Below are 21,215 nucleotides of genomic sequence, written 5' to 3'. Positions count from 1 at the left end.
CTAGGAGGGATTTTATGGCAGTTTTAGTTCTCGGTGGGGCCGGCTATATTGGTTCGCACATGGTCAAAAGATTGGTAGAACAAGGCGAAGATGTGGTCGTTATCGACAATCTGGTAACAGGTCATCCTAATGCGATTGCAAAGGAAGCTAGATTTTATCAGGGTGACGTTCGTGATCGAGCATTTTTAGATCAGGTATTTGAAAAGGAAACGATTGATACTGTGATTCACTTTGCAGCCTTTTCAATCGTACCAGAATCAATGAAAGATCCGTTAAAGTATTTTGATAATAATACTGGCGGGGTCATTACCTTACTGGAAGCTATGCATGATCACGGGATTAAACGAATCGTCTTTTCTTCTACAGCCGCAACTTATGGCAATCCAGAGCATGAAACCATTAAGGAATCAGATCGCCAAGATCCCATTAACCCTTACGGCGAAAGCAAGTTAATGATGGAAAAAATTATGCACTGGGCGGATGTGGCTTACGGGATCAAATTTGTAGCGTTACGCTACTTTAATGTTGCCGGAGCAGCCGAAGACGGTACAATTGGCGAAGATCACCATCCCGAAACTCATTTAATTCCGATCGTGCTCCAAGTGGCACTAGGCAAACGACCAGAACTGCAAATTTATGGTGATGATTACCAAACACCGGATGGGTCAAACGTGCGGGATTACGTGCATGTGATGGATCTTGCGGATGCTCACATTTTGGCGATGAAGTATTTGCAGGCTGGTCATGACAGCAACGCCTTCAACCTTGGTTCTTCAACCGGTTTTTCCGTTAAACAGATTGTGGAAGCCGCACGTGAGGCCACTGGTGAAACAATTCCGGCTAAAGTTGCGCCACGCCGTCCTGGAGATCCAGATACATTGGTTGCACAAAGCGATAAAGCGCGTGAAATCTTGCACTGGCAACCAAAGTATGATGATGTGCATCAAATCATCAAAACTGCATGGAATTGGACGCAAAAACATCCGAATGGTTTTGAAGATAAATAACAATTGAGGAGCTCGTAAATCAAAAATGATTTTCGGGTTCTTTTTTATGAAGGGTCACAAATAAAAAAATTGTGATAAGATATTTAAGGAATCACGTATTTATAACAAGGAAACTCAATTAGGACAGGCCTTTTTGATTTTTGTAGGTTTGTTCTAGTTGATTTTGGTAAAGAGACTGGGGAATAAGGACAAGTAGTATGAAAATATTGGCAATAGATACTTCAAATCGACCGCTAAGTGTTGCGGTTTTGGATGACGACCAGTTACTGGCAATGACCACAACGAATATCAGACGTAATCATAGTATTCAGTTGTTACCAATTATTGAGACGCTTTTGAAACAGGCTGGGCTATCTCCAAAAGACTTACAACGGATTGTGGTGGCCCAGGGGCCAGGGTCTTACACAGGTTTACGAATTGCGACTACAACGGCTAAAACGTTGGCTTATACATTAAATATTGACTTGGTGGGTGTCTCAAGCTTAAAAACACTTGCGGGCAATGTGAATGAAGCTGGCCGTTTAATTGTGCCACTGTTTGATGCAAGACGGCAGAATGTATTTGCTGGAATTTATCGACAAACGCAGCGAGGACTGGTGGAGGTGATGGCCGATCAACACGTGGCCATAGCTGAATTGGCTACTGAACTCATAAAAAAGCACGAACCAGTTTATTTTGTTGGGGCCGACGTCGCGACATATGCGAACTATTTGACCGAACAGTTAGGAAGCGCGTTTAACCGAGTTTCTCCTGCCCAAGATTTGCCCAGTGCGTACGTTTTGGGTCAGTTAGGAAGCCAAGCAAAGCCAGTTTCTCAACCATTTGATTTCGTTCCAAATTACTTGCGTTTAACAGAGGCGGAAGTGGAATGGAAAAAACATCATCCACAAGAGGATACAAAACCTTATGTTGAAAAAATTTAAAACAGCTATTAAAAATCGGTTTTTTAACCGCACAAAACAATTACGAGAACAAGCCTTTGAAATTCATGATCATGTGGTCCAAATCGAAGACGATACGTATTTTATTGCAAAAGCTATGATTCCGGATATCCCCGACATCTTAAACGTTGAGCGGTCTGTCTATGAGGGACAGACGCCTTGGGATCGGGCGGCATTTGCCAATGAATTGCGACGTAAATTTGACCGGTTATATTTAGTTATTCGGTATCATGATCGGATGTTGGGTTTCATCGGCGCTTCCTTTGATGACCGGACGAAGACAGCCCATATCACTAACGTCGCCGTAGTTGAAGACAAACAAAATCGTGGCATTGGCAGTTTCTTATTAAAAACCATGATTAATAAGGCCATATATATCGGTTATCAGAAGATGACTTTAGAGGTGCGCAGAAGTAATTTACGGGCGCAGGCACTCTATTTAAAGATGGGATTCGAAAAAACAGGCATCAAAGCACACTACTATTTCGGTGATCATGAGGATGCCATTGATATGACCTTGAACTTGGAAGCTAAGGATTAGGAGCATTATGGAGAAGAGAAACTTAATTTTAGCATTTGAATCGAGCTGTGATGAAACAAGTGTCGCGGTAATTGAAAACGGCGAAAAGATCCTCGCCAATGTTGTGGCCACTCAAATTAACAGTCATAAACGATTTGGCGGAGTTGTCCCCGAAGTGGCGAGCCGACACCATATTGAGCAAATCACCATCTGTATTGATGAGGCTTTGCAAGAAGCCCATGTGCAAACACAAGAGTTGTCCGCTGTTGCGGTGACTTATGGCCCAGGATTGGTCGGGGCCTTATTGGTTGGTGTGTCAGCAGCGAAAGCTTTTGCCTATGCCAATGACTTGCCACTAATTCCGGTTAATCATATGGCAGGACATATTTATGCGGCACGATTTGTTAAACCCATTGTATTTCCGGCAATGGCACTCTTGGTTTCGGGTGGTCATACAGAACTTGTGTATATGCCCTATGAAAATGAATTTCAGATTATTGGAGAAACACGTGATGATGCGGCTGGCGAGGCTTATGATAAAATTGGTCGGGTCCTTGGAATTAGTTATCCAGCTGGCAAGACAATCGATGAACTCGCACATCAAGGCCAAGACAGCTTTCATTTTCCCCGTGCAATGGTTCATGAGGATAACTTTGATTTTAGTTTTAGTGGTCTGAAGAGTGCCTTCATTAACACAGTTCATCATGCAGACCAAATTCATGAAACACTCAATAAGGCTGATCTAGCGGCCAGCTTTCAGCAAAGTGTTATTGATGTTATTGTAAAAAAAACGCTGTGGGCTTGTGATCAGTTTGCCATTAAACAATTAATTCTGGCAGGTGGGGTTGCAGCGAACCATGGTTTACGTGATACACTAGCAACTGAGTTAGCCGCCAAACAGCCACAGCTAGACTTTGTCAAAGCACCATTAAAGCTATGTGGAGATAACGCAGCGATGATCGGTGCTGCTGGTTATGTGGCAATGAAGCACCATGTCTTTGCAGATGCCAGCTTAAATGCGGCGCCGAGTCTTGAATTCGACTGGGTTCCAGACGCCGTTAAATAAATCGAATTGGGGGCAAAGGGTATGACAGAAGATAAATTTGTGAAATTGAAAAATAGTATTGATGCGATGATTGACCGTGGGGATGTCTACGGGGCTTCTTTTAGTTTTATTAATGAGAATCAAATCGACAGTTTTTACCATGGCTTTCAGGGAAAAGATCCATTTGCAGAGCGTTTAGATCCCTCCATGATTTACGATCTGTCTTCATTGACAAAGGTTGTGGCAACCACGACACGCGTCTTCCAGCTGCTCTCTGTTCATGAACTTGGTTTAAAAGATTCGGTAACGGCTTACCTACCAGGATTTTCACATCCAGAAGTAACGATTGAAAACTTGTTGTTGCATAACAGTGGCCTGCCAGCAGATGTGACAAATGCACGAAATTTGTCCGGGATTGAGTTAATTAAAAAAATTTATGAAGCGCCGTTAAGCTATCAACCGGGTGAAAAAACGGTTTATTCTGATTTAGGATTCATTTTACTAGGACTTATTATTCGAACACTTAATGGTTCCCTAGATAAAAGTGTGCAGGACCATATCTGGTACCCACTGGCTATGATGAATACGGGCTACAATTTAAACCGGCCGAAGTCACGATTTGTGCCGACAGAAATTGATGCACAGCGTGGACAAATTCAAGGCCAGGTTCATGATTATAAGGCACTTTTATTGAACGGAGAAAGCGGGCACTCTGGTCTGTTTTCGACGTTAAGTGACCTAACTGTTTTTACGGAAATGATGATTAATCGCGGTAAGTATCAACAAAAAGAAGTCTTAGATCCTAACTTGTTTGACCTAATGGCCAGTTATGATGAAAATGGACGGACTTTAGGATGGCGCCGAATTGCACATCGCGAACAGTATGTGCAGACAGGATACACAGGGACAATTCTGGCGTTTGATCCGATTAACAAGCAAGGATTTGTTTGCTTAACGAATCGCATTTATCCCACGCATGAAAACGAACGGTGGAATAAGGATCGTGATGACTTAATTAATCAATTTTTTGCGGATTAAGAATTCAAGCAGGCGAAAAAACACTTTTCGGTTTAGATGGTGTGAAAAGTCTAAAATAAAAGGGATTAAGTTGCAGGTATTTTTTACCGTACAGCTTAGTCCCTTTTTTAAAAGTTGTTTTCTAATTGTTCACTTTTTTCCGTCCAGTCGGATTCGACCTGGGTTGTTTCGGTTTGAATTTTGGTGAGCTTGGTTTGCAGTTCTTCTAGTTTTAAGTGATCGTTGAAGTATTGTGGATCCGCCATCTGATTTTGAACATCCTGTTCAGCGTGAGCGAGGTCGTCTAGGCGAGTCTCAAGACTTTCGATTTCACGTTGAAGTTTACGTTGTGCTTTTTGCTTATCTTTAGAAGCACGATAATCTTGTTTTTTCCCTGTAGCTGCTGTTTGACCAGATGGTACCGATGATGATGCCTTGGCTTGCGCGGCCTCTTGTTTTTTGAGGAGGTAATAATCGTAATCGCCTAAATAAAGTTGGCTTCCCGAAGCAGAAACTTCCAAAATCTCAGTTGCCACACGATTGATAAAATACCGATCATGCGAAACGAAGAGGACAGTGCCATCAAATTCGTTTAACGCGTTTTCAAGAACTTCGCGACTGTCAATGTCCAAATGATTTGTGGGTTCATCCAAAATCAAGAAATTATCATGCTGCATGGTCAGTTTAGTGAGCAATAAACGGGCCCGTTCACCACCACTCAAGTTTTTGACTGGCTTTAAGACATCATCGCCAGAAAAGAGAAAGCTACCTAACAAGGAACGAATGTCTTTTTCATCAACGAGGGGATGCGCATCCCAGAGTTCATTAAGGACAATTTTGCGATCATCCAAATTGTGCTGCTCCTGATCGTAATAGCCGATTTCAACTCCGGCACCCAGTTTAGAAGTGCCACTGATTAAGGGGAGCTTTCCAAGGATACTTTTGAGAAGCGTGGATTTTCCAATACCATTCGGACCCACTACGCCGAGGACATGGTGTTTGTTGAGCTCAATATTAATGGGACTGGCAAGGACGTGTTCGTCGTAGCCGATTGCCGCATCCTTCACAGTCAGAACAACATTGCCACTCGGATGACGAGCAGAAAAATGGAAGTGCATTTCGCTGTCATCGCTGGTAGGGCGCTCTAGAACCGTCATTTTTTCCAGTTGTTTGCGCCGACTTTGTGCGCGTTTCGTAGTTGAGGCACGCACAATGTTACGATTCACAAAGTCTTCCAACTTGCTTATTTGCGTTTGCTGTTTTTCGTATGCTTTCCATTCGGTTTTTAAACGGCTTGCTTTTTGATCAATATATGCCGAGTAGTTACCCACATAAGTTGTTAGTGTCTTACGGTCGAGGTCAAAAACACGGGTGACGACATGGTCTAAAAAGTAGCGGTCATGGGAAACAATTAAAAGCGCCCCTTGATAACCCTTAATGTAAGTTTCCAACCAGGCTAAAGTTGCAACGTCCAAGTGATTAGTTGGCTCATCCAAAACAAGCAGATCGTGACGTTCTAAAAGAAGTTTTGCCAAAGCCAATTTAGTTTTCTGCCCACCTGAAAGGGTATCGACTTTTCGTTGATAGACACCTTCCTCAAAGCCAAAGCCATGAAGAACACCGCGAATTTCGGCCTGGTAGCCAAAGCCATTCTGCATTTTAAAAGCCTGTTGTTTTTGATCGTACATATTTGAAAGTTTTTCGAATTGGTCGTGATCAGCGATGATTTCAGGAAGACTCAACTGGTTTTCTAATTCATGGATTTCAGTTTCAAGCTTGATAACAGCCCGGAAAACGGTTAGCATTTCGTCCCAAATGGTTTTATCGGTATCGAGGCCCTGATTTTGGGCGAGGTAACCAATAGAGAGGTCTTTTTTGGTGGTGATTTGACCGTCATCAGGGGACGTTTGCCCAATGAGCATTTTTAATAAGGTGGTCTTACCAGCACCATTACGACCGACAAGGCCAATCCGATCTTGGGTCTGGATATCAAGTGTGACTCCTGAAAACAAGGGATCGCCACTAAATTCGCGACTGACATTTTGGGCCTGCAATAAAATCAAACTAATTCATCCTTTCAATAACTTTTGTTTTATAATTTTGGGTTGACTACGGCAGTAAGTGGTAAAATAGCTTTGTTCACGATTCACAAACTTAACGAGAGGTGTCGTTATGGCTAAAAAAATTCCAGAAGCAACGGCAAAAAGATTACCGCTTTATTACCGTTATTTAAATAATTTACTTTACGCTAATAAGTTGCGCGTGTCGTCGGCGGAATTGGCAGAGTCCATTCAGGTTGATGCCGCTACGATCCGCCGTGATTTTTCCTATTTTGGTCCCCTTGGACGTCGGGGGTATGGCTACGATGTGCAAAAATTAATCAGCTTTTTTGAAAAAATTTTGGATCAAGATACTTTGACCAGCGTGGCCCTCGTTGGCGTTGGAAATCTAGGCCACGCCCTCTTAAATTTTAATTTTCATAAAAATAGCAACGTTCGGATTAGTGCCGCGTTTGATATTGACCCGGAGTTAATTGGATCGATTCAAAGCAATGTGCCTGTCTATGCCATGAAGCAGCTGCGAGAACAATTGCAAGATCAACGCATTGAAATTGCCATTATTACGGTGCCGGCAACTATTGCTCAGCAAGTTACAGATAAATTAGTTCAAGCCGGCATTAAAGGAATCATGAATTTTACCACGGTTAGACTGACCGCCCCGGAAGGTGTTCGGGTTCAAAATATTGATTTAACCAACGAGCTGCAAACCTTGATCTATACGGTTAAACACGGCTAGGTAAGTATTAGTGGCAAGACGACTAACGAATTCATCAAAAGGTGTGCCATCATAGAAGTTTGAATACGGCCGGTGTGATGATATAACCAGCAGAACCACAGGCCGATGGAGCCGTATAGGACCAGATGCCCATCGGCGTGTGCCAAGGCAAACAAACCACTGGAAATAACGGCAGTCAGAAGTTGTGCCAGTTTAGGACCGAGAAAACGGAAAAGCATGGCTAAATTACCAAATAAAACTTTGCGAAAGACGATTTCTTCCATAATGGGCGCTCCAACGACGATGGCTAGTGTATAGAGTGGGTAGCGCCTGACGACAGCCAGAAGAGCGGTCGTATTTTGTGAAGTCGCGTCACCACCGGTTTGCACCGTGATCTTTAGGATAAGAGTTTGTAAAAAAATAACAATGACGAAACCGCAAAGCCCCCATAGAATGGTTTTTACCGCGCTTTGCGGTTTTTTTTCTGCAAAATTACTGGGCATATCGTGAAAAGCAAGCCAGCATAAAAGGGCGGCCCCAGCTAAATAGTCACCAATTTGGATGGCAAATAAAACGGGCCGGGTGATTTGAAAAAAACTATTTATGAGACTGGGCAAAAGATACACGATAATATACGTAATTAAAATATAGATTGATTTTTTCTCGAGTTTCACAAAAAACACCTCACAAATATTCCTTAAGTATAGCATGTTTCCGTAGGGTTTGAAGCTTTTGTCAAAAAAGGTCAGTAAAAAGCTTGCATTCTTTGTTAAGAATGATATAGTAAATATTGTTGTTAGCACTTGAATGACAAGAGTGCTAAATTAAAAGAATAACTGGAGGGATTTATTTTGTTAAAACCATTAGGAGATCGCGTGATACTAGAAGCTCAGGAAGAAGAAGAACAAACTGTTGGTGGCATCGTTCTTGCAAGCAATGCAAAGGAAAAGTCACAAACTGGTAAAGTTGTCGCTGTGGGCGATGGACGCGTATTAGATAACGGTGAAAAACTTGCACCTTCTGTTAAATCTGGAGATACAGTTATCTTTGATAAGTATGCTGGTACAGAAGTTTCCTATGAAGATAAAAAATATTTAGTGCTCCACGAAAAAGATATTGTTGCAGTAATTGACTAACTGAAATCAAAAAAAATAATGAGGTGAAATGATTTATGGCAAAAGAAATTAAATTTTCCGAAGATGCACGTACAAAAATGTTAAAAGGTGTCGATAAATTAGCAGATACAGTAAAATCAACGATCGGTCCTAAAGGGCGCAACGTTGTTTTGGAACAATCTTATGGTTCACCAACAATCACAAACGATGGTGTTACCATTGCGAAGGCAATTGATTTAGAAGACCATTTTGAAAATATGGGCGCAAAGTTGGTTTCAGAAGTTGCTTCTAAAACTAACGACATTGCGGGAGATGGGACAACAACTGCTACAGTTTTAACACAAGCTATTGTCACTGAAGGTATGAAGAACGTGACGGCTGGGGCTAACCCTGTGGGCATTCGTCGCGGAATTGAAAAGGCGACTAAGGCTGCTGTAGAAGGCCTACACAAAATGTCTCATGTTGTAAAAACAAAGGACGACATTGCACAAGTTGCTTCCATTTCTGCTGCTAATGAAGAAGTAGGTTCATTAATTGCCGATGCTATGGAAAAAGTTGGTAACGATGGCGTCATTACAGTTGAAGAATCACGTGGTGTGGATACCACTTTGGACGTGGTTGAAGGAATGCAATTTGATCGCGGCTACATGTCTCAATACATGGTTACTGATAATGACAAGATGGAAGCAGATTTAGATAATCCTTACATCTTGATCACAGATAAGAAGATCAGCAACATTCAAGACATTTTGCCATTATTACAATCAGTGGTTGAACAAAGCCGTTCCCTTTTGATTATCGCGGATGACATTACTGGTGAAGCCTTACCAACCTTAGTTTTGAATAAGATGCGGGGAACATTTAACGTGGTTGCAGTCAAGGCACCTGGCTTTGGCGATCGTCGTAAAGCACAGCTTGAAGATATTGCAATTTTGACTGGCGGTACGGTTATTACAGATGACCTCGGTTTGAACTTAAAGGATGCAACAATTGATCAATTGGGTCAAGCTAACAAGGTTACGGTCACAAAAGACGACACAACAATCGTTGAAGGTGCCGGCGATAAGGACCAAATTGCAGAACGTGTCGCAACCATCAAACAACAAATTTCAGAAACAACTTCTGATTTTGATAAAGAAAAGTTGCAAGAACGGTTAGCTAAGTTAGCTGGCGGTGTGGCTGTTGTTCGTGTTGGTGCGGCTACGGAAACAGAATTGAAAGAAAAGAAGTACCGTATTGAAGATGCTTTGAATGCCACACGAGCAGCTGTTGAAGAAGGTTTTGTTCCTGGTGGTGGTACTGCATTGGTTAATGCAATCAGCTCACTTGATGATCTTGATGCCACAGGTGATGAATTAACTGGTATTAACATTGTAAAACGGGCTTTGGAAGAACCTGTACGTCAAATTGCAGTCAATGCTGGTGCTGAGGGCTCTGTCGTTGTTGAAAACTTGAAGAAGCAAAAACCAGGAATTGGCTACAATGCAGCAACCGGTAAGTGGGATGACATGGTCAAGGCTGGGATTGTGGACCCAACGAAGGTAACACGTTCAGCACTACAAAATGCAGCTAGTGTTTCGGCATTGTTATTAACAACCGAAGCAGTCGTTGCAGATAAACCAGAACCAAAGACTGATGCACCTGCTGCACAACCACAAGCAGGCGGCATGGGCGGTATGATGTAAAAAAAATCTTTTTAAAAACTGCGTCGGAATTTTTCCGGGGCAGTTTTTTTGTTTTTTAGAAGGGCTGTTTGCTAGTTATTAAAGTTGCACTTCTAGTGGGAATGTGGTTGAATTGATTGCGTAGCAGTGAGTTAGCCAATAGGGTTGATGCGTGCTGATAAAACTTAATATAGAATAACGTGTCCATTTGTAGTACACTTATTTCTGATTTGCACTGCCCGAGCTTGATCTCGGGTCAATTTTATTTTTGTAGAGGAGCATTATAAAATGTGGCGTTATCTAAAAAGGCTCTTAATTGGAAAACCGCTTAAAACATTGGATGAAGGCGGGCAATCCCTAACAAAGTTCAGGGCTTTGGCATTATTATCTTCAGATGCTTTGTCATCCATCGCATACGGGACAGAACAGATTACTTCCGTTCTGTTGGTGTTATCTGCAGCCGCAACGTGGTACGCTTTGCCAGTTGCCGGAATTGTTTTAATTCTGTTATTTGCAATTACGCTTTCCTATCGGCAAATTATTCAGGCTTATCCATCTGGTGGGGGCGCCTATGTGGTTGCCAGCACCAATTGGGGAAGATCAGCTGGTTTAGTTGCCGGAGGTTCACTATTAGTTGATTACATGCTGACCGTAGCCGTTAGTGTCACATCAGGAACCGAAGCGATCACATCTGCAATTCCGAGTCTACATCCTTATGCTGTGCCGATTGCAATTTTAATCGTGATTGCCATCATGGCACTGAATCTCAGAGGGTTGCGAGATTCAGCTTCATTTTTAACTTTTCCGGTTTACTTTTTCATTATCATGATTACAATCATGGTTGGAATCGGGTTCTTTAACATTGTGACCGGGCGAGTTGCGATGCACGCCGCAGCCAGTGTAGGCGCGAGTGTTCCGGGGATGACACTGGTACTGTTTTTAAAGGCCTTATCATCTGGTTCTTCTTCTCTGACTGGGGTGGAAGCTATCAGTAATGCGGTACCGAATTTTAAGCGACCACGGCGGAAAAATGCGGCCAATACTTTAGCCATTATGGCTTTGATTCTGGCGGTCTTCTTTGCCGGAATTACTTTCTTAAGCTATGCTGGCGGTATTCTGCCAAATAGCCAGCAGACGGTTTTATCGCAAGTTGGTGAAATGGTATTTGGCCATGGCTTGTTCTTCTATTTACTACAATTATCGACAGCTTTAATTCTGGCAGTAGCTGCCAATACTGGATTTTCAGCGTTCCCAATGTTGGCTTATAACTTGGCAAAGGATAAGTATATGCCGCATGCCTACATGGATCGTGGCGATCGGCTAGGGTACTCCAATGGGATTATTTCTCTCGCAGTAGGCGCGATTGTGCTAATTTTGATCTTCCATGGGCAAACAAGCTTGCTGATCCCGCTTTATGCTGTCGGAGTTTTCGTACCGTTTACGTTATCGCAGTCCGGCATGATTATCCACTGGTTCCGTGAGCGTACGGGTCATTGGTTATTAAAATCATCCGCTAATCTGTTAGGTGCAGCACTTTCTTTTGGGTTGGTTGTTTGTTTATTCTTCTTGCATTTTGGCAACGTTTGGCCATATCTAATCGTAATGCCTGTGCTTTTGCGCTTGTTCTATAAGATTCATCAGCACTACGTTAAAGTCGCAAAACAGTTGCGTATTGCCGCTAAAGGAAAAGTTCAACTCCACGACTATGACGGCTCGACAGTCATCGTATTGGTCAGCAATGTGACGCGGGTAACCGCGGGGGCCATTAACTATGCACGCTCAATTGGTGATTACGTTATTGCGATGCACGTTTCTTTCGATGCGGATCCGAAAAAGGAGCATAAAACGGCTGTTGAATTTAAGGCAGAGTATCCAGACGTCCGCTTTGTTGATATTCATTCTTCCTACCGTTCCATTGCCAATCCAACATTGCGTTTTTGTGATGTGATTGCCAGAAGAGCGGCAGAACGTAACTATACGACGACGGTGTTGGTGCCGCAGTTTGTTCCGCGTCGCCCTTGGCAAAATATCTTGCATAATCAGACGGGATTACGTTTGCGAGCAGCGTTGAATTCACGGGAAAACATTATTGTTTCGACATATCATTATCATTTAAATGAGTAATTTAAGATTAGAAAGTTGGTTAACGTTTCGCGTGACCAACTTTTTTTAGGTTGAGGTTTCCAGATTAAGGTCGTCATTAATCGTCCGGTGGGATTTGTGAACGCGTTTGGAACGGTTTAGCCGTTAAATTATGGTGATGTAATCGGGGTGATTGGCGCAGACTGTGAAAGACAAGCTGTCCATTGTATTGAAGAGGGTCAAATTGTCCCGCGTCATTCCTTGCAAGCGCGGGGATGGCAGCAATTCTCAGCAAAGAGGATAATGCTGAAGTTAAATGGCTGGCAAAAAAAGCAAACGTTTTTCGTAAACAGGTTGGCAAGCAAAAATTGCGTTTCTGGAACGCTACTTTGATTCACAAGTGATTTTACTTGCAAAGGGTTCAAAGGGTTTAATTTAGCGCACAATGTTTAAGTTTTATCTGCAAACGGCAGTTACCGCATGAAAGGCGCTTGTGTTCAGTCTGTAGGGTTTGTATAATAGTAATATTGATGAGAAAAGAGGTCTAACATGCGATTTGAAATTATTGTAAGTTTATTTGCGACAGCAATCATCTCCGCTGTGCTAACACCGTTTGTTAGACGACTTGCATTCAAAGTGGGGGCGGTTGATGAGCCTTCCGCGAGGCGAGTAAACAAGATTCCGATGCCCACAATGGGTGGGTTAGCCATTTTTCTAGCGTTCAATTTTGCTATTTTCTTCTTATTAAGGGCGCAAATTCCGACTCGCCAGTTATGGGGGATTTTTGGTGGTGAATGCCTGATTATCCTGACTGGTGTCATTGATGATATTTTTGTTTTAAAACCTTATCAAAAAATGATTGGTATCTCGTTAGCAGCGATTGAGGTGTTCGTTTTTGCCGGTGTTCGTATGACCACCCTGACGATCCCGTTTGTAGGCACCGTTGGGTTGGGATGGTTAAGTTTTCCGATCACCTACCTGTGGATAGCCGCCATCACGAATGCCATTAATTTGATCGATGGCCTGGATGGCTTGGCAACCGGGGTATCGATTATTGCGTTGTTCACAACCGGAATTACGGGGTTGTTTTTCCTCCCGACACCTAATATTTACACGGTAATTATGATTTTTACCTTAGTTGCCGCCGAAATCGGCTTTTTGCCCTATAACTTTTTCCCTGCACGTATTTATTTGGGGGACACTGGGGCGTTGTTTATTGGCTTTATGATCGCGGTTTTCTCACTGTCTGGTTTAAAAAACGCGACCTTTATTTCGGTCATTATTCCGGTCATGATCTTGGGTGTACCGATTACCGATACCGTTTTTGCGATGCTACGGCGAATTTTGAATAAACAATCCATTTCTCATGCAGACAAACGGCACCTACATCATCGCCTCATGCAAATGGGTTTAACGCATCGGCAGACAGTTTTTGTCATCTACGGGATTTCGCTAATTTTTTCATTTATTGCGTTATTATATCCGATTTCACCAATTTGGGGTTCGGTATTATTGACCATTGGCATTCTAATTGGCTTGGAACTTTTTGTGGAAGCCATTGGACTAGCGGGACAAGACCGGCGTCCGTTACTCAATTGGATTCAAAAGATTGTGACTTCAAATACTTCTAAAGAAGCAAGTGATCGGCTCGAAAACGAACGGGAAGCGCAGTTACGTAAAGCACAACAGCAACAAAAAGTTTCTAAAACTGAAAATAAAAAAAATAAGAATTAGAGGTATCGGGATACTAGAATCCAGAGGACTTTAATTCTTATTTTTTTGGGATGGGAACTTCAGTAAATTGTTTCCCCAAGCTGCGAAACGTCACCTGATTAGCAAACAAATTAATCAGCTCCTGTTGAAATTGGGTAACGTGATCAGTATTGACACCCACTTGAACCCGAATAACTTCTGTATAATCAGTTGCTTGTGGCTTAAGCTGTTGATTTTCTAGCCAGTGGGTAAAAGTATCATACTGGGCGTAGTTTAACGTTACCCCAATGACGATTTGTTCAACCTTTTGAACCAGACCAACCGTTGTGAGCAACTGGGAAGTGGCGTTGCTGTAAGCCCGAATGAGTCCGCCAGCTCCAAGTTTGATGCCGCCAAAGTAGCGGGTTACAACGACCAGCGTATTATGTACGTGATTTTTTTGAAGCACTTCAAGAATGGGCACGCCAGCGGTTCCAGAAGGTTCGCCATCATCGCTTGCCCGTTGAATATGGTCGTCGTCACCTAAAAGGAAAGCAAAGCAGTGGTGATTGGCTTTGGCATGCAAAGTTTGAATTTGGTCAAGGTAGTGATGGGCTTCTTGCTCAGAAGAAATGCGAAAGCCGTCAGCAATGAAACGTGATTTTTTGATTACGAATTCGTGACTGTCATTTTTAGCAAGAGTAATTAAGTTTTCAGACATTAAAGAAATCCTTTCTTTTTGCGTATTTAAAATTAGGTGAGTAGAAATGGAAAAAGCAAACTATTATGGACGTCTGGTTGCCATCCCGAAAGCGGAGAAACCGGAATATTCAGATTTACAAGTCATGCCAACAATGGCGGTTACGGAAAAATGGGTTCGGTGTTTACGTTGTAATACGCGTTTTGAAAAACAGGCAGTTCAATTACCCCGCGCGGCTTATTACTGCCCAATGTGCCTCCAACTTGGACGCGTTTCAACTTTAGAGAAATTTGTAACTTTTCCTGAACCAAATCACTTTGCGCCAAAAGCCTCTTATTTAACCTGGCAAGGTAAACTAACAGCCAGCCAGAAAAGATGTTCAAGTGAGGTACAAGCTTCTTTTGAAAATGGGCGAGACCATTTATTATGGGCGGTTACCGGGGCAGGAAAGACAGAAATGTTGTTTCCTGGAATTAATGCTGCCTTAAAGGCCGGAAAACGGGTCGGCTTAGCTTCTCCACGAGTAGACGTATGCATCGAGCTTTTTCCGCGCTTGCAAGCTGCCTTTGAGCATGTGGAAATTGCTTTGCTTCACGGACACCAGGAACAACCTTACCGGTATACGCAACTGACTATTGCAACTACCCATCAACTATTAAGATTCTACCATGCTTTTGACATTTTGATTATTGATGAAGTTGACGCCTTTCCCTATGCACAAAATAGTCAGTTATTGTACGCTACCCAGCGGGCTAAAAAACAGACTGGTGCTTGCTTATATTTGACTGCCACGCCGGGAGATGCGTTATTGCAAAAAGTTCGGCAAAAGCAGTTAGCCGTGAGTTATTTGCCACGACGTTTTCATGGCCATCCGTTACCGGAAATTCAGGTTAAATTAAGTTTAAATTGGTACGCAAAAATTGTTCGTAAAGCTATCCCGTGGGCCTTAAAAATTTTTCTTACTGAATGTGAGCAACAACAACGGCAATTCTTAATATTTGTTCCGCACATTAACCATTTAAGGGTGGCTTTTGCAGCCATCCGGCAAGCCTTCCCGAATCTAAAATTAAAGACTGTTTATTCTGCAGATGCCCAGCGACTAGAAAAAGTTCAGGCAATGCGCTCCCAGAACATCGACGGTTTAATCACAACAACCATTTTAGAACGCGGCGTCACATTTCCTGGTATCGATGTTTGTGTGCTCGGTGCAGATGATGCGACATTTTCGGCAGCTGCTTTGGTTCAAATTGCGGGACGTGTTGGGCGGAGTCCTCAGCGCCCAACGGGAAATGTGGTTTTTGTATGTGCTGGAATCTCACGAACAATTAAAAAAGCACGACAGCAGATTAAATTTGTTAATCATAAGGCGCGGGAGGAAGAAGTATGAATTGCTTACTTTGTCACCGTCAGTTGCGTGATAATTGGTCATTGCGTTTCTTATTATTACCCAAAAAATATCAGACAAAGACGGTCTGTGAGGCTTGTTTAACAACATTTCGCTTGATTGAACCAGCAACCTGCTGTCCAGGATGTGGGCGGCAACAGGCACTAAAACAAGTGTGTGGCGATTGTCAAAAATGGCAAACTCATTCGTCTATGGCTTTTTCAAATGTGGCGCTATTTGAGTACAACGCTGCGATGAAACAGTTTATGCACGCATACAAATTTCAAGGCGATTATCGTTTACGAGCGGCGTTTAACGTCCAATTTAGCCAATTTGTCCAAGAACAACAAAATGCTGCCTTACTAGTAGCTTTGCCAATTGACGAACAGACTTGGCAAACACGGGGGTTCAACCAAGTTAGCGGACTACTAGATGGTCTTGCTTTGAAGGCTCCGTTGCTGATGAACCGATCGAAATCAGAAAAAAGGCAATCCCAAAAAAGTCGTTGGGAGCGCCTTGAAACTAGTAATCACTTTCAAATTGATGTAGAATATCCGGAACAGATCAAAAATAAGGAAATTTTGCTGATTGATGATGTCTATACGACGGGCAGAACCCTCCGGCATGCCGCCCAAACCTTACTTGAGGCAGGGTGTGCAACAGTTCGTAGTGTTACCTTATGTCGCTGATCACAGATTTTTCTCCTTTTTCATTTGTTTAAAATAGCGTTTTCATTTATAATGATAGTAAGCAAGATATTAGAAGAGTGGTCCTTTCGATATCGTGTTTGGGCAAGCACAAAAGGCTTGTTACTGAAGGGAGAGAAGATTTATGCTTGATTTTAATGTACGTGGTGAAAATATTGAAGTGACAGATGCAATCAGAAATTATGTGGAAAAACGGATTAGCAAACTAGAAAAGTACTTTGATTCTAGTGTGAATGCCAAGGCCCATGTAAACCTCAAAGTTCATCCTGATAAGACGGCTAAAGTTGAGGTTACAATTCCCCTTCCATATTTAGTTTTGAGAGCAGAAGAAACGTCACCTGACTTGTATGCAAGCGTTGATTTGGTAACCGATAAATTGGAACGCCAAATCCGCAAATATAAAACCAAAATTAATCGTAAATCTCGTGAAAAGGGCTATAAAGGGGTCGAAGTTCCTAGTGCCGATCTGGATGTTGATGAATCTGATGATTCTGAAGCAGCAGAAAACAAATTCGACATTGTCAGAACAAAACGAGTTTCTTTAAAACCAATGGATAGCGAAGAAGCTGTTTTGCAGATGGATATGTTAGGGCATGATTTCTTTGTCTATCAAGATGCAGAAACTGATGGCGTAAATATCGTGTATCGACGTAATGATGGACGCTATGGTTTGATTGAATCTAACGATTAAAACTAAAGTGCGAACACTAAAAAATCAGAAGTTAAACACAGCTAGGGGAAAACCTAAGCTGGTAAACTTCTGGTTTTTTTGTTTTCCCGATGAAAAAGCGGCGGGTAAAGGGAATAAAATGACCAAAACAAACTGTGAGAGCGATTATCGTGATAAAATCCACTTAGCCAGCTGTATTTTTGTTTAAAAATAGGGCCACTAATGTTAGAATATGATATAGTTTACAAGTTTTTGTAATAACAAATAAGTGATTTTAAAAGAGTACGCTTTAAGAGAGGAACTATTGCATGGCTAATTTATTAAGAAAATGGGTTGAAAGTGATAAACGAGATCAAAAACGCTTAGACCGATTAGCAGATAAAGTCGAAGCTTACAAAGAGGCTTACAGTCAGTTGTCTGATGCCGAACTGCAAGCCAAAACACCAGAATTGAAGAAACGTTATCAAGATGGCGAAACCTTAGACGATTTATTACCGGAAGCATTTGCGGTTGCTCGTGAAGGCGCCAAACGGGTTTTAGGCCTCTTTCCATTCCATGTCCAAATCATGGGTGGAATTGTCCTCCATGAAGGTAACATTGCCGAAATGAAAACTGGTGAAGGAAAAACTTTGACGGCGACGATGCCCGTTTATTTAAACGCACTTGCCGGCGAAGGGGTTCACGTTGTGACGGTTAATGAATATCTGTCTACACGTGATGCTACTGAAATGGGTGAGCTTTATAACTGGCTTGGTTTAAGTGTCGGCTTAAATATTGCGGAGAAATCACCGGAAGAAAAACGGGCGGCCTACGCTGCTGATATCACCTATTCCACAAACAGTGAGATTGGGTTTGATTATTTGCGTGATAATATGGTGGTTTACAAAGAGGATATGGTACAACGTCCCCTGAATTTTGCCATTATTGATGAGGTGGACTCCATCTTAATTGATGACGCCCGAACTCCCTTAATTATTTCGGGTCAATCTGAGAACGGCACACATATGTATCGCCGAGCTGATCGGTTTGCGAAGACATTGAATGCAGAAAAGGACTATAAAATTGATTGGGAATCCAAATCGATTTCCTTGACTGATAATGGGATTGAAAAAGCGGAAAAGTATTTTAACCTGAAAAACCTTTATGATGTTGATAACTCGTCGCTGACACATCATTTGGATCAGGCGTTACGTGCTAACTACATTATGTTAAAAGATAAAGACTATGTGGTTCAGGATGGCGAGGCTTTGATTGTTGATCAATTTACGGGGCGAGTCATGCAAGGCCGGCGTTTTTCTGATGGTCTCCATCAAGCCATTGAAGCAAAAGAAAATGTCGAAATCCAAGAAGAAACCAAAACCATGGCGAACATTACGTATCAAAACTTATTCCGGATGTATAAGAAACTTTCTGGGATGACGGGTACGGCGAAGACAGAACAAGAAGAGTTCCGTGAAATTTACAACATGGAAGTCATCTCGATTCCGACGAACCGGCCAATGATTCGTGAGGATCGCGCTGATTTACTTTACCCAACGCTGGAAAGTAAGTTTAGTGCAGTAATTGATGAAATTAAAAAATTGCATGCTAAAGGGCAACCCATGTTAATTGGGACCGTAGCCGTTGAGACTTCAGAGCACTTATCACATCTGTTGGATGAAGAAAAGATTCCGCACGTTGTGTTGAACGCAAAGAACCATGCGAAGGAAGCCGAAATCATCATGAATGCGGGTCAAAAAGGCGCCGTCACTATTGCGACGAATATGGCTGGTCGTGGTACGGATATTAAGCTTGGCCCGGGCGTCAAAGAGTTAGGCGGTCTGGCTGTTATCGGAACTGAGCGCCATGAGTCGCGGCGCATTGATAACCAGTTACGTGGACGTTCAGGCCGGCAAGGAGATCCAGGTATGTCTCAATTCTACTTGTCACTTGAAGATGACTTGATGATTCGTTTTGGTTCTGAACGGATCAAGAACTTGCTCCAGCGTTTGAAGGTTTCCGATGATGATGCAGTTATTCAGAGTCGAATGATTACCAAACAAGTAGAATCTGCACAAAAACGGGTTGAAGGAAATAACTACGATTCACGTAAAAACGTTCTCCAATATGATGATGTTATGCGCGCGCAACGTGAGGTTATTTATGGCGAACGGCAACAGGTCATCATGGCACAGGAATCCTTGAAGAATGTCATGGTACCGATGATTGAACGAACGGTTAACCGGGTCGTTGATGTGCATACACAGGGCACAGATGAAAAGAAATGGGATTTGGAAACCATTTTGGATTTTGCTAAATCTAATATGGTCAATGAAAACAGTATTTCGCTTGATGATTTCAAGAACAAGCAGCCTGAAGAAATCAAATCTTATTTGTTAGACCGTGCAAAAGAAATCTACGCACAAAAAGAAAAACAACTTTATGATCCTGCTCAGATGCTGGAATTTGAAAAGGTCGTTATCTTACGTGTTGTGGATGCCCATTGGGAAGAACACATTGATGCTATGGACCAATTGCGCCAATCCATCGGTTTACGTGGTTATGGTCAGTTAAATCCACTTGTTGAATATCAAAGTGATGGCTACCGGATGTTTGAAGAAATGGTTTCAGATATTGAATACGATGCCACACGACTCTTCTTGAAGTCTGAAATTCGACAAAATATTCAGCGGTAATTTAAGTTAGGAAAGGATTGGCATCAAAACACTTGTTTTGACCAATCTTTTTTTAGGTAAACAAAGGAGTTAAACATGGAATTAAGTGAAGCAAAGAAACAAATTAATCAAATGAAAAAAGAAGTCGCTGACTTTAGGGGGTCGCTTTGACTTCGATAAGTTAAGCGAAAGTATTGCGGTAAACGAAGCCAAAATGGGAGAGCCTGATTTTTGGCATAACCAAGAAGAAGCGCAAAAATTGATCGACGAAACCAATGTGCTCAAGCAAAAATATGATCACTTTCATCAGTTGCAAGATGAAGTTGAAAACTTAGAAGTCACTGAACAGTTGTTAGAGCTTGAAGACGATGCTGATATGCAGGCTGACTTTGAGCTTCAGTTTGAAAAGGCTCAAAAGGATTTACGCGAGTACCGCTTGGGCTTGTTGTTAAATGGTAAGTACGATTCCCACAATGCCATTCTTGAAATTCATCCGGGAGCTGGCGGCACAGAATCTCAGGACTGGGGGGCAATGCTGCTTCGAATGTATACCCGCTGGGCTGAAGCACATCATTTCACAGCAACTATTGAAGACTATCAAGCTGGCGATGTGGCGGGGATTAACAGTGTGACTTTGATGATTAGTGGGCATAACGCCTATGGCTATCTCCGTTCCGAAAAAGGCGTTCATCGGTTGGTGCGGATTTCTCCCTTTGATGCTGCGGGCAGACGCCACACTTCATTTGCTTCGGTTGATGTGATGCCAGAACTAGATGACTCTGTAAATATTGAGATTAATCCGGATGACTTACGGGTCGATGTGTATCGGGCCAGTGGTGCCGGTGGTCAGCATGTCAATAAAACCTCCTCTGCAGTGCGAATTACCCATTTACCAACTGGAATTGTCGTTGCCAGCCAGGCCCAACGTTCACAGTTGCAGAACCGACAAACAGCGCTGGCAATGTTACGGGCTAAACTGTATGAACAAGAAGAACAAAAAAAGGCCGAGCAACGTGCGGCGATTGAGGGTCAGCAGTTAGATATCGGTTGGGGCTCACAAATTCGCTCCTATGTCTTTCATCCTTACTCAATGGTCAAGGATCACCGTACGAATTATGAAACAGCGAACGTCCAGGGCGTTATGGACGGCGATTTGGACGGTTTTATTGATGCGTATTTGCAATGGAAGTTGCAACAAGCAAATCCCCAATGATTATCGGTGGTTGAAGGAGGAAGTTGACA

The 21,215-nt window shown here is 42.5% G+C and carries 19 protein-coding genes; 16 read left to right on the top strand and 3 right to left on the bottom strand.

Annotated elements, in window-relative coordinates; translation table 11 throughout:
- The first annotated feature begins 14 nt into the window (after window positions 1-14).
- The 5 genes from galE to ACLJJ6_RS07450 all read left to right on the top strand — a co-directional run bounded on the left by galE (window position 15) and on the right by ACLJJ6_RS07450 (window position 4,551).
- Window positions 15-1,007 (top strand): UDP-glucose 4-epimerase GalE, encoded by a 993-nt coding sequence (gene galE, locus ACLJJ6_RS07470; RefSeq protein WP_412988676.1) that lies wholly within the window; start codon window positions 15-17, stop codon window positions 1,005-1,007.
- Between the two features lie 197 nt (window positions 1,008-1,204).
- Complete coding sequence (tsaB, locus tag ACLJJ6_RS07465) at window positions 1,205-1,930, top strand: tRNA (adenosine(37)-N6)-threonylcarbamoyltransferase complex dimerization subunit type 1 TsaB (RefSeq protein WP_412988674.1); 726 nt, start codon at window positions 1,205-1,207, stop codon at window positions 1,928-1,930.
- Window positions 1,914-2,489, top strand: a complete 576-nt coding sequence (gene rimI, locus ACLJJ6_RS07460) for a ribosomal protein S18-alanine N-acetyltransferase (protein WP_412988673.1) — start codon at window positions 1,914-1,916, stop codon at window positions 2,487-2,489. Before tsaB ends, rimI begins: the two co-directional genes overlap by 17 nt.
- Window positions 2,490-2,496: 7 nt before the next feature.
- Window positions 2,497-3,534 carry a tRNA (adenosine(37)-N6)-threonylcarbamoyltransferase complex transferase subunit TsaD gene (tsaD, locus tag ACLJJ6_RS07455; protein ID WP_412988671.1) on the top strand — a complete coding sequence of 346 codons (1,038 nt, stop codon included), beginning with the start codon at window positions 2,497-2,499 and terminating at the stop codon, window positions 3,532-3,534.
- A gap of 21 nt (window positions 3,535-3,555) precedes the next feature.
- Entirely contained in the window at window positions 3,556-4,551 is a 996-nt protein-coding gene (locus tag ACLJJ6_RS07450; RefSeq protein ID WP_412988670.1) for a serine hydrolase domain-containing protein, read from the top strand.
- A 107-nt stretch (window positions 4,552-4,658) separates the two neighbouring features.
- Here ACLJJ6_RS07450 and ACLJJ6_RS07445 read toward each other — a convergent pair whose 3' ends face one another.
- A complete protein-coding gene (locus ACLJJ6_RS07445; RefSeq protein WP_412988668.1) occupies window positions 4,659-6,593 on the bottom strand; it encodes an ABC-F family ATP-binding cassette domain-containing protein in 1,935 nt (644 codons plus the stop codon).
- Window positions 6,594-6,702: 109 nt separating this feature from the next.
- On the opposite strand from ACLJJ6_RS07445, the gene ACLJJ6_RS07440 reads away from it, so the two are divergent.
- The gene (locus ACLJJ6_RS07440) at window positions 6,703-7,326 is read left to right on the top strand and encodes a redox-sensing transcriptional repressor Rex (protein ID WP_412988666.1); all 624 of its coding nucleotides are present in this window, start codon (window positions 6,703-6,705) and stop codon (window positions 7,324-7,326) included.
- Here the strand turns inward: ACLJJ6_RS07440 and ACLJJ6_RS07435 are convergent.
- On the bottom strand, window positions 7,323-7,979 hold the full coding sequence (locus ACLJJ6_RS07435) for a CPBP family intramembrane glutamic endopeptidase (protein ID WP_412988664.1): 657 nt from the start codon (window positions 7,977-7,979) through the stop codon (window positions 7,323-7,325). The genes ACLJJ6_RS07440 and ACLJJ6_RS07435 overlap by 4 nt on opposite strands.
- Before the next feature lie 177 nt (window positions 7,980-8,156).
- Here ACLJJ6_RS07435 and groES point away from each other — a divergent pair, with 177 nt between their 5' ends.
- From groES to ACLJJ6_RS07410, 5 genes are all read left to right on the top strand, one after another.
- Window positions 8,157-8,441: a co-chaperone GroES gene (groES, locus tag ACLJJ6_RS07430; RefSeq protein ID WP_412988662.1), complete on the top strand. Its 285-nt coding sequence runs from the start codon at window positions 8,157-8,159 to the stop codon at window positions 8,439-8,441.
- Between the two features lie 35 nt (window positions 8,442-8,476).
- On the top strand, window positions 8,477-10,105 hold the full coding sequence (groL, locus tag ACLJJ6_RS07425) for a chaperonin GroEL (protein ID WP_412988660.1): 1,629 nt from the start codon (window positions 8,477-8,479) through the stop codon (window positions 10,103-10,105).
- A gap of 267 nt (window positions 10,106-10,372) precedes the next feature.
- The gene (locus ACLJJ6_RS07420) at window positions 10,373-12,208 is read left to right on the top strand and encodes an APC family permease (RefSeq protein WP_412988658.1); all 1,836 of its coding nucleotides are present in this window, start codon (window positions 10,373-10,375) and stop codon (window positions 12,206-12,208) included.
- A 233-nt stretch (window positions 12,209-12,441) separates the two neighbouring features.
- Window positions 12,442-12,570 carry a hypothetical protein gene (locus tag ACLJJ6_RS07415; RefSeq protein WP_412988657.1) on the top strand — a complete coding sequence of 43 codons (129 nt, stop codon included), beginning with the start codon at window positions 12,442-12,444 and terminating at the stop codon, window positions 12,568-12,570.
- A gap of 145 nt (window positions 12,571-12,715) precedes the next feature.
- Window positions 12,716-13,900, top strand: a complete 1,185-nt coding sequence (locus ACLJJ6_RS07410) for a glycosyltransferase family 4 protein (protein ID WP_412988656.1) — start codon at window positions 12,716-12,718, stop codon at window positions 13,898-13,900.
- Window positions 13,901-13,937: 37 nt separating this feature from the next.
- On the opposite strand, the gene ACLJJ6_RS07405 is transcribed toward ACLJJ6_RS07410, so the two are convergent.
- Window positions 13,938-14,579, bottom strand: a complete 642-nt coding sequence (locus ACLJJ6_RS07405) for a YigZ family protein (protein WP_412988655.1) — start codon at window positions 14,577-14,579, stop codon at window positions 13,938-13,940.
- Between the two features lie 46 nt (window positions 14,580-14,625).
- Between ACLJJ6_RS07405 and ACLJJ6_RS07400 the strand changes: the two genes are divergently transcribed.
- From ACLJJ6_RS07400 to prfB, 5 genes are all read left to right on the top strand, one after another.
- Window positions 14,626-15,945, top strand: a complete 1,320-nt coding sequence (locus tag ACLJJ6_RS07400; RefSeq protein WP_412988654.1) for a DEAD/DEAH box helicase — start codon at window positions 14,626-14,628, stop codon at window positions 15,943-15,945.
- Window positions 15,942-16,631 (top strand): phosphoribosyltransferase family protein, encoded by a 690-nt coding sequence (locus ACLJJ6_RS07395; protein ID WP_412988653.1) that lies wholly within the window; start codon window positions 15,942-15,944, stop codon window positions 16,629-16,631. Before ACLJJ6_RS07400 ends, ACLJJ6_RS07395 begins: the two co-directional genes overlap by 4 nt.
- Window positions 16,632-16,773: 142 nt before the next feature.
- The gene (gene hpf, locus ACLJJ6_RS07390; RefSeq protein ID WP_412988651.1) at window positions 16,774-17,340 is read left to right on the top strand and encodes a ribosome hibernation-promoting factor, HPF/YfiA family; all 567 of its coding nucleotides are present in this window, start codon (window positions 16,774-16,776) and stop codon (window positions 17,338-17,340) included.
- 287 nt (window positions 17,341-17,627) lie between these two features.
- Window positions 17,628-19,994, top strand: coding sequence for a preprotein translocase subunit SecA (secA, locus tag ACLJJ6_RS07385; RefSeq protein WP_412988649.1), 2,367 nt, complete (start codon window positions 17,628-17,630; stop codon window positions 19,992-19,994).
- Between the two features lie 75 nt (window positions 19,995-20,069).
- Window positions 20,070-21,186 (top strand): peptide chain release factor 2 gene (gene prfB, locus ACLJJ6_RS07380; protein ID WP_412988648.1). Its coding sequence is split into 2 segments (ribosomal slippage): window positions 20,070-20,141 and window positions 20,143-21,186, totalling 1,116 coding nucleotides; the frame shifts between segments, so codons are not numbered across the junction.
- Window positions 21,187-21,215: the final 29 nt, after the last annotated feature.

The sequence above is a fragment of the Pediococcus siamensis genome (assembly GCF_047220215.1).
GTDB lineage: Bacteria > Bacillota > Bacilli > Lactobacillales > Lactobacillaceae > Pediococcus > Pediococcus siamensis.
The sequence above is the reverse complement of the archived record's forward strand: the minus strand, read 5'-3'. Positions and strand labels throughout refer to the sequence as shown.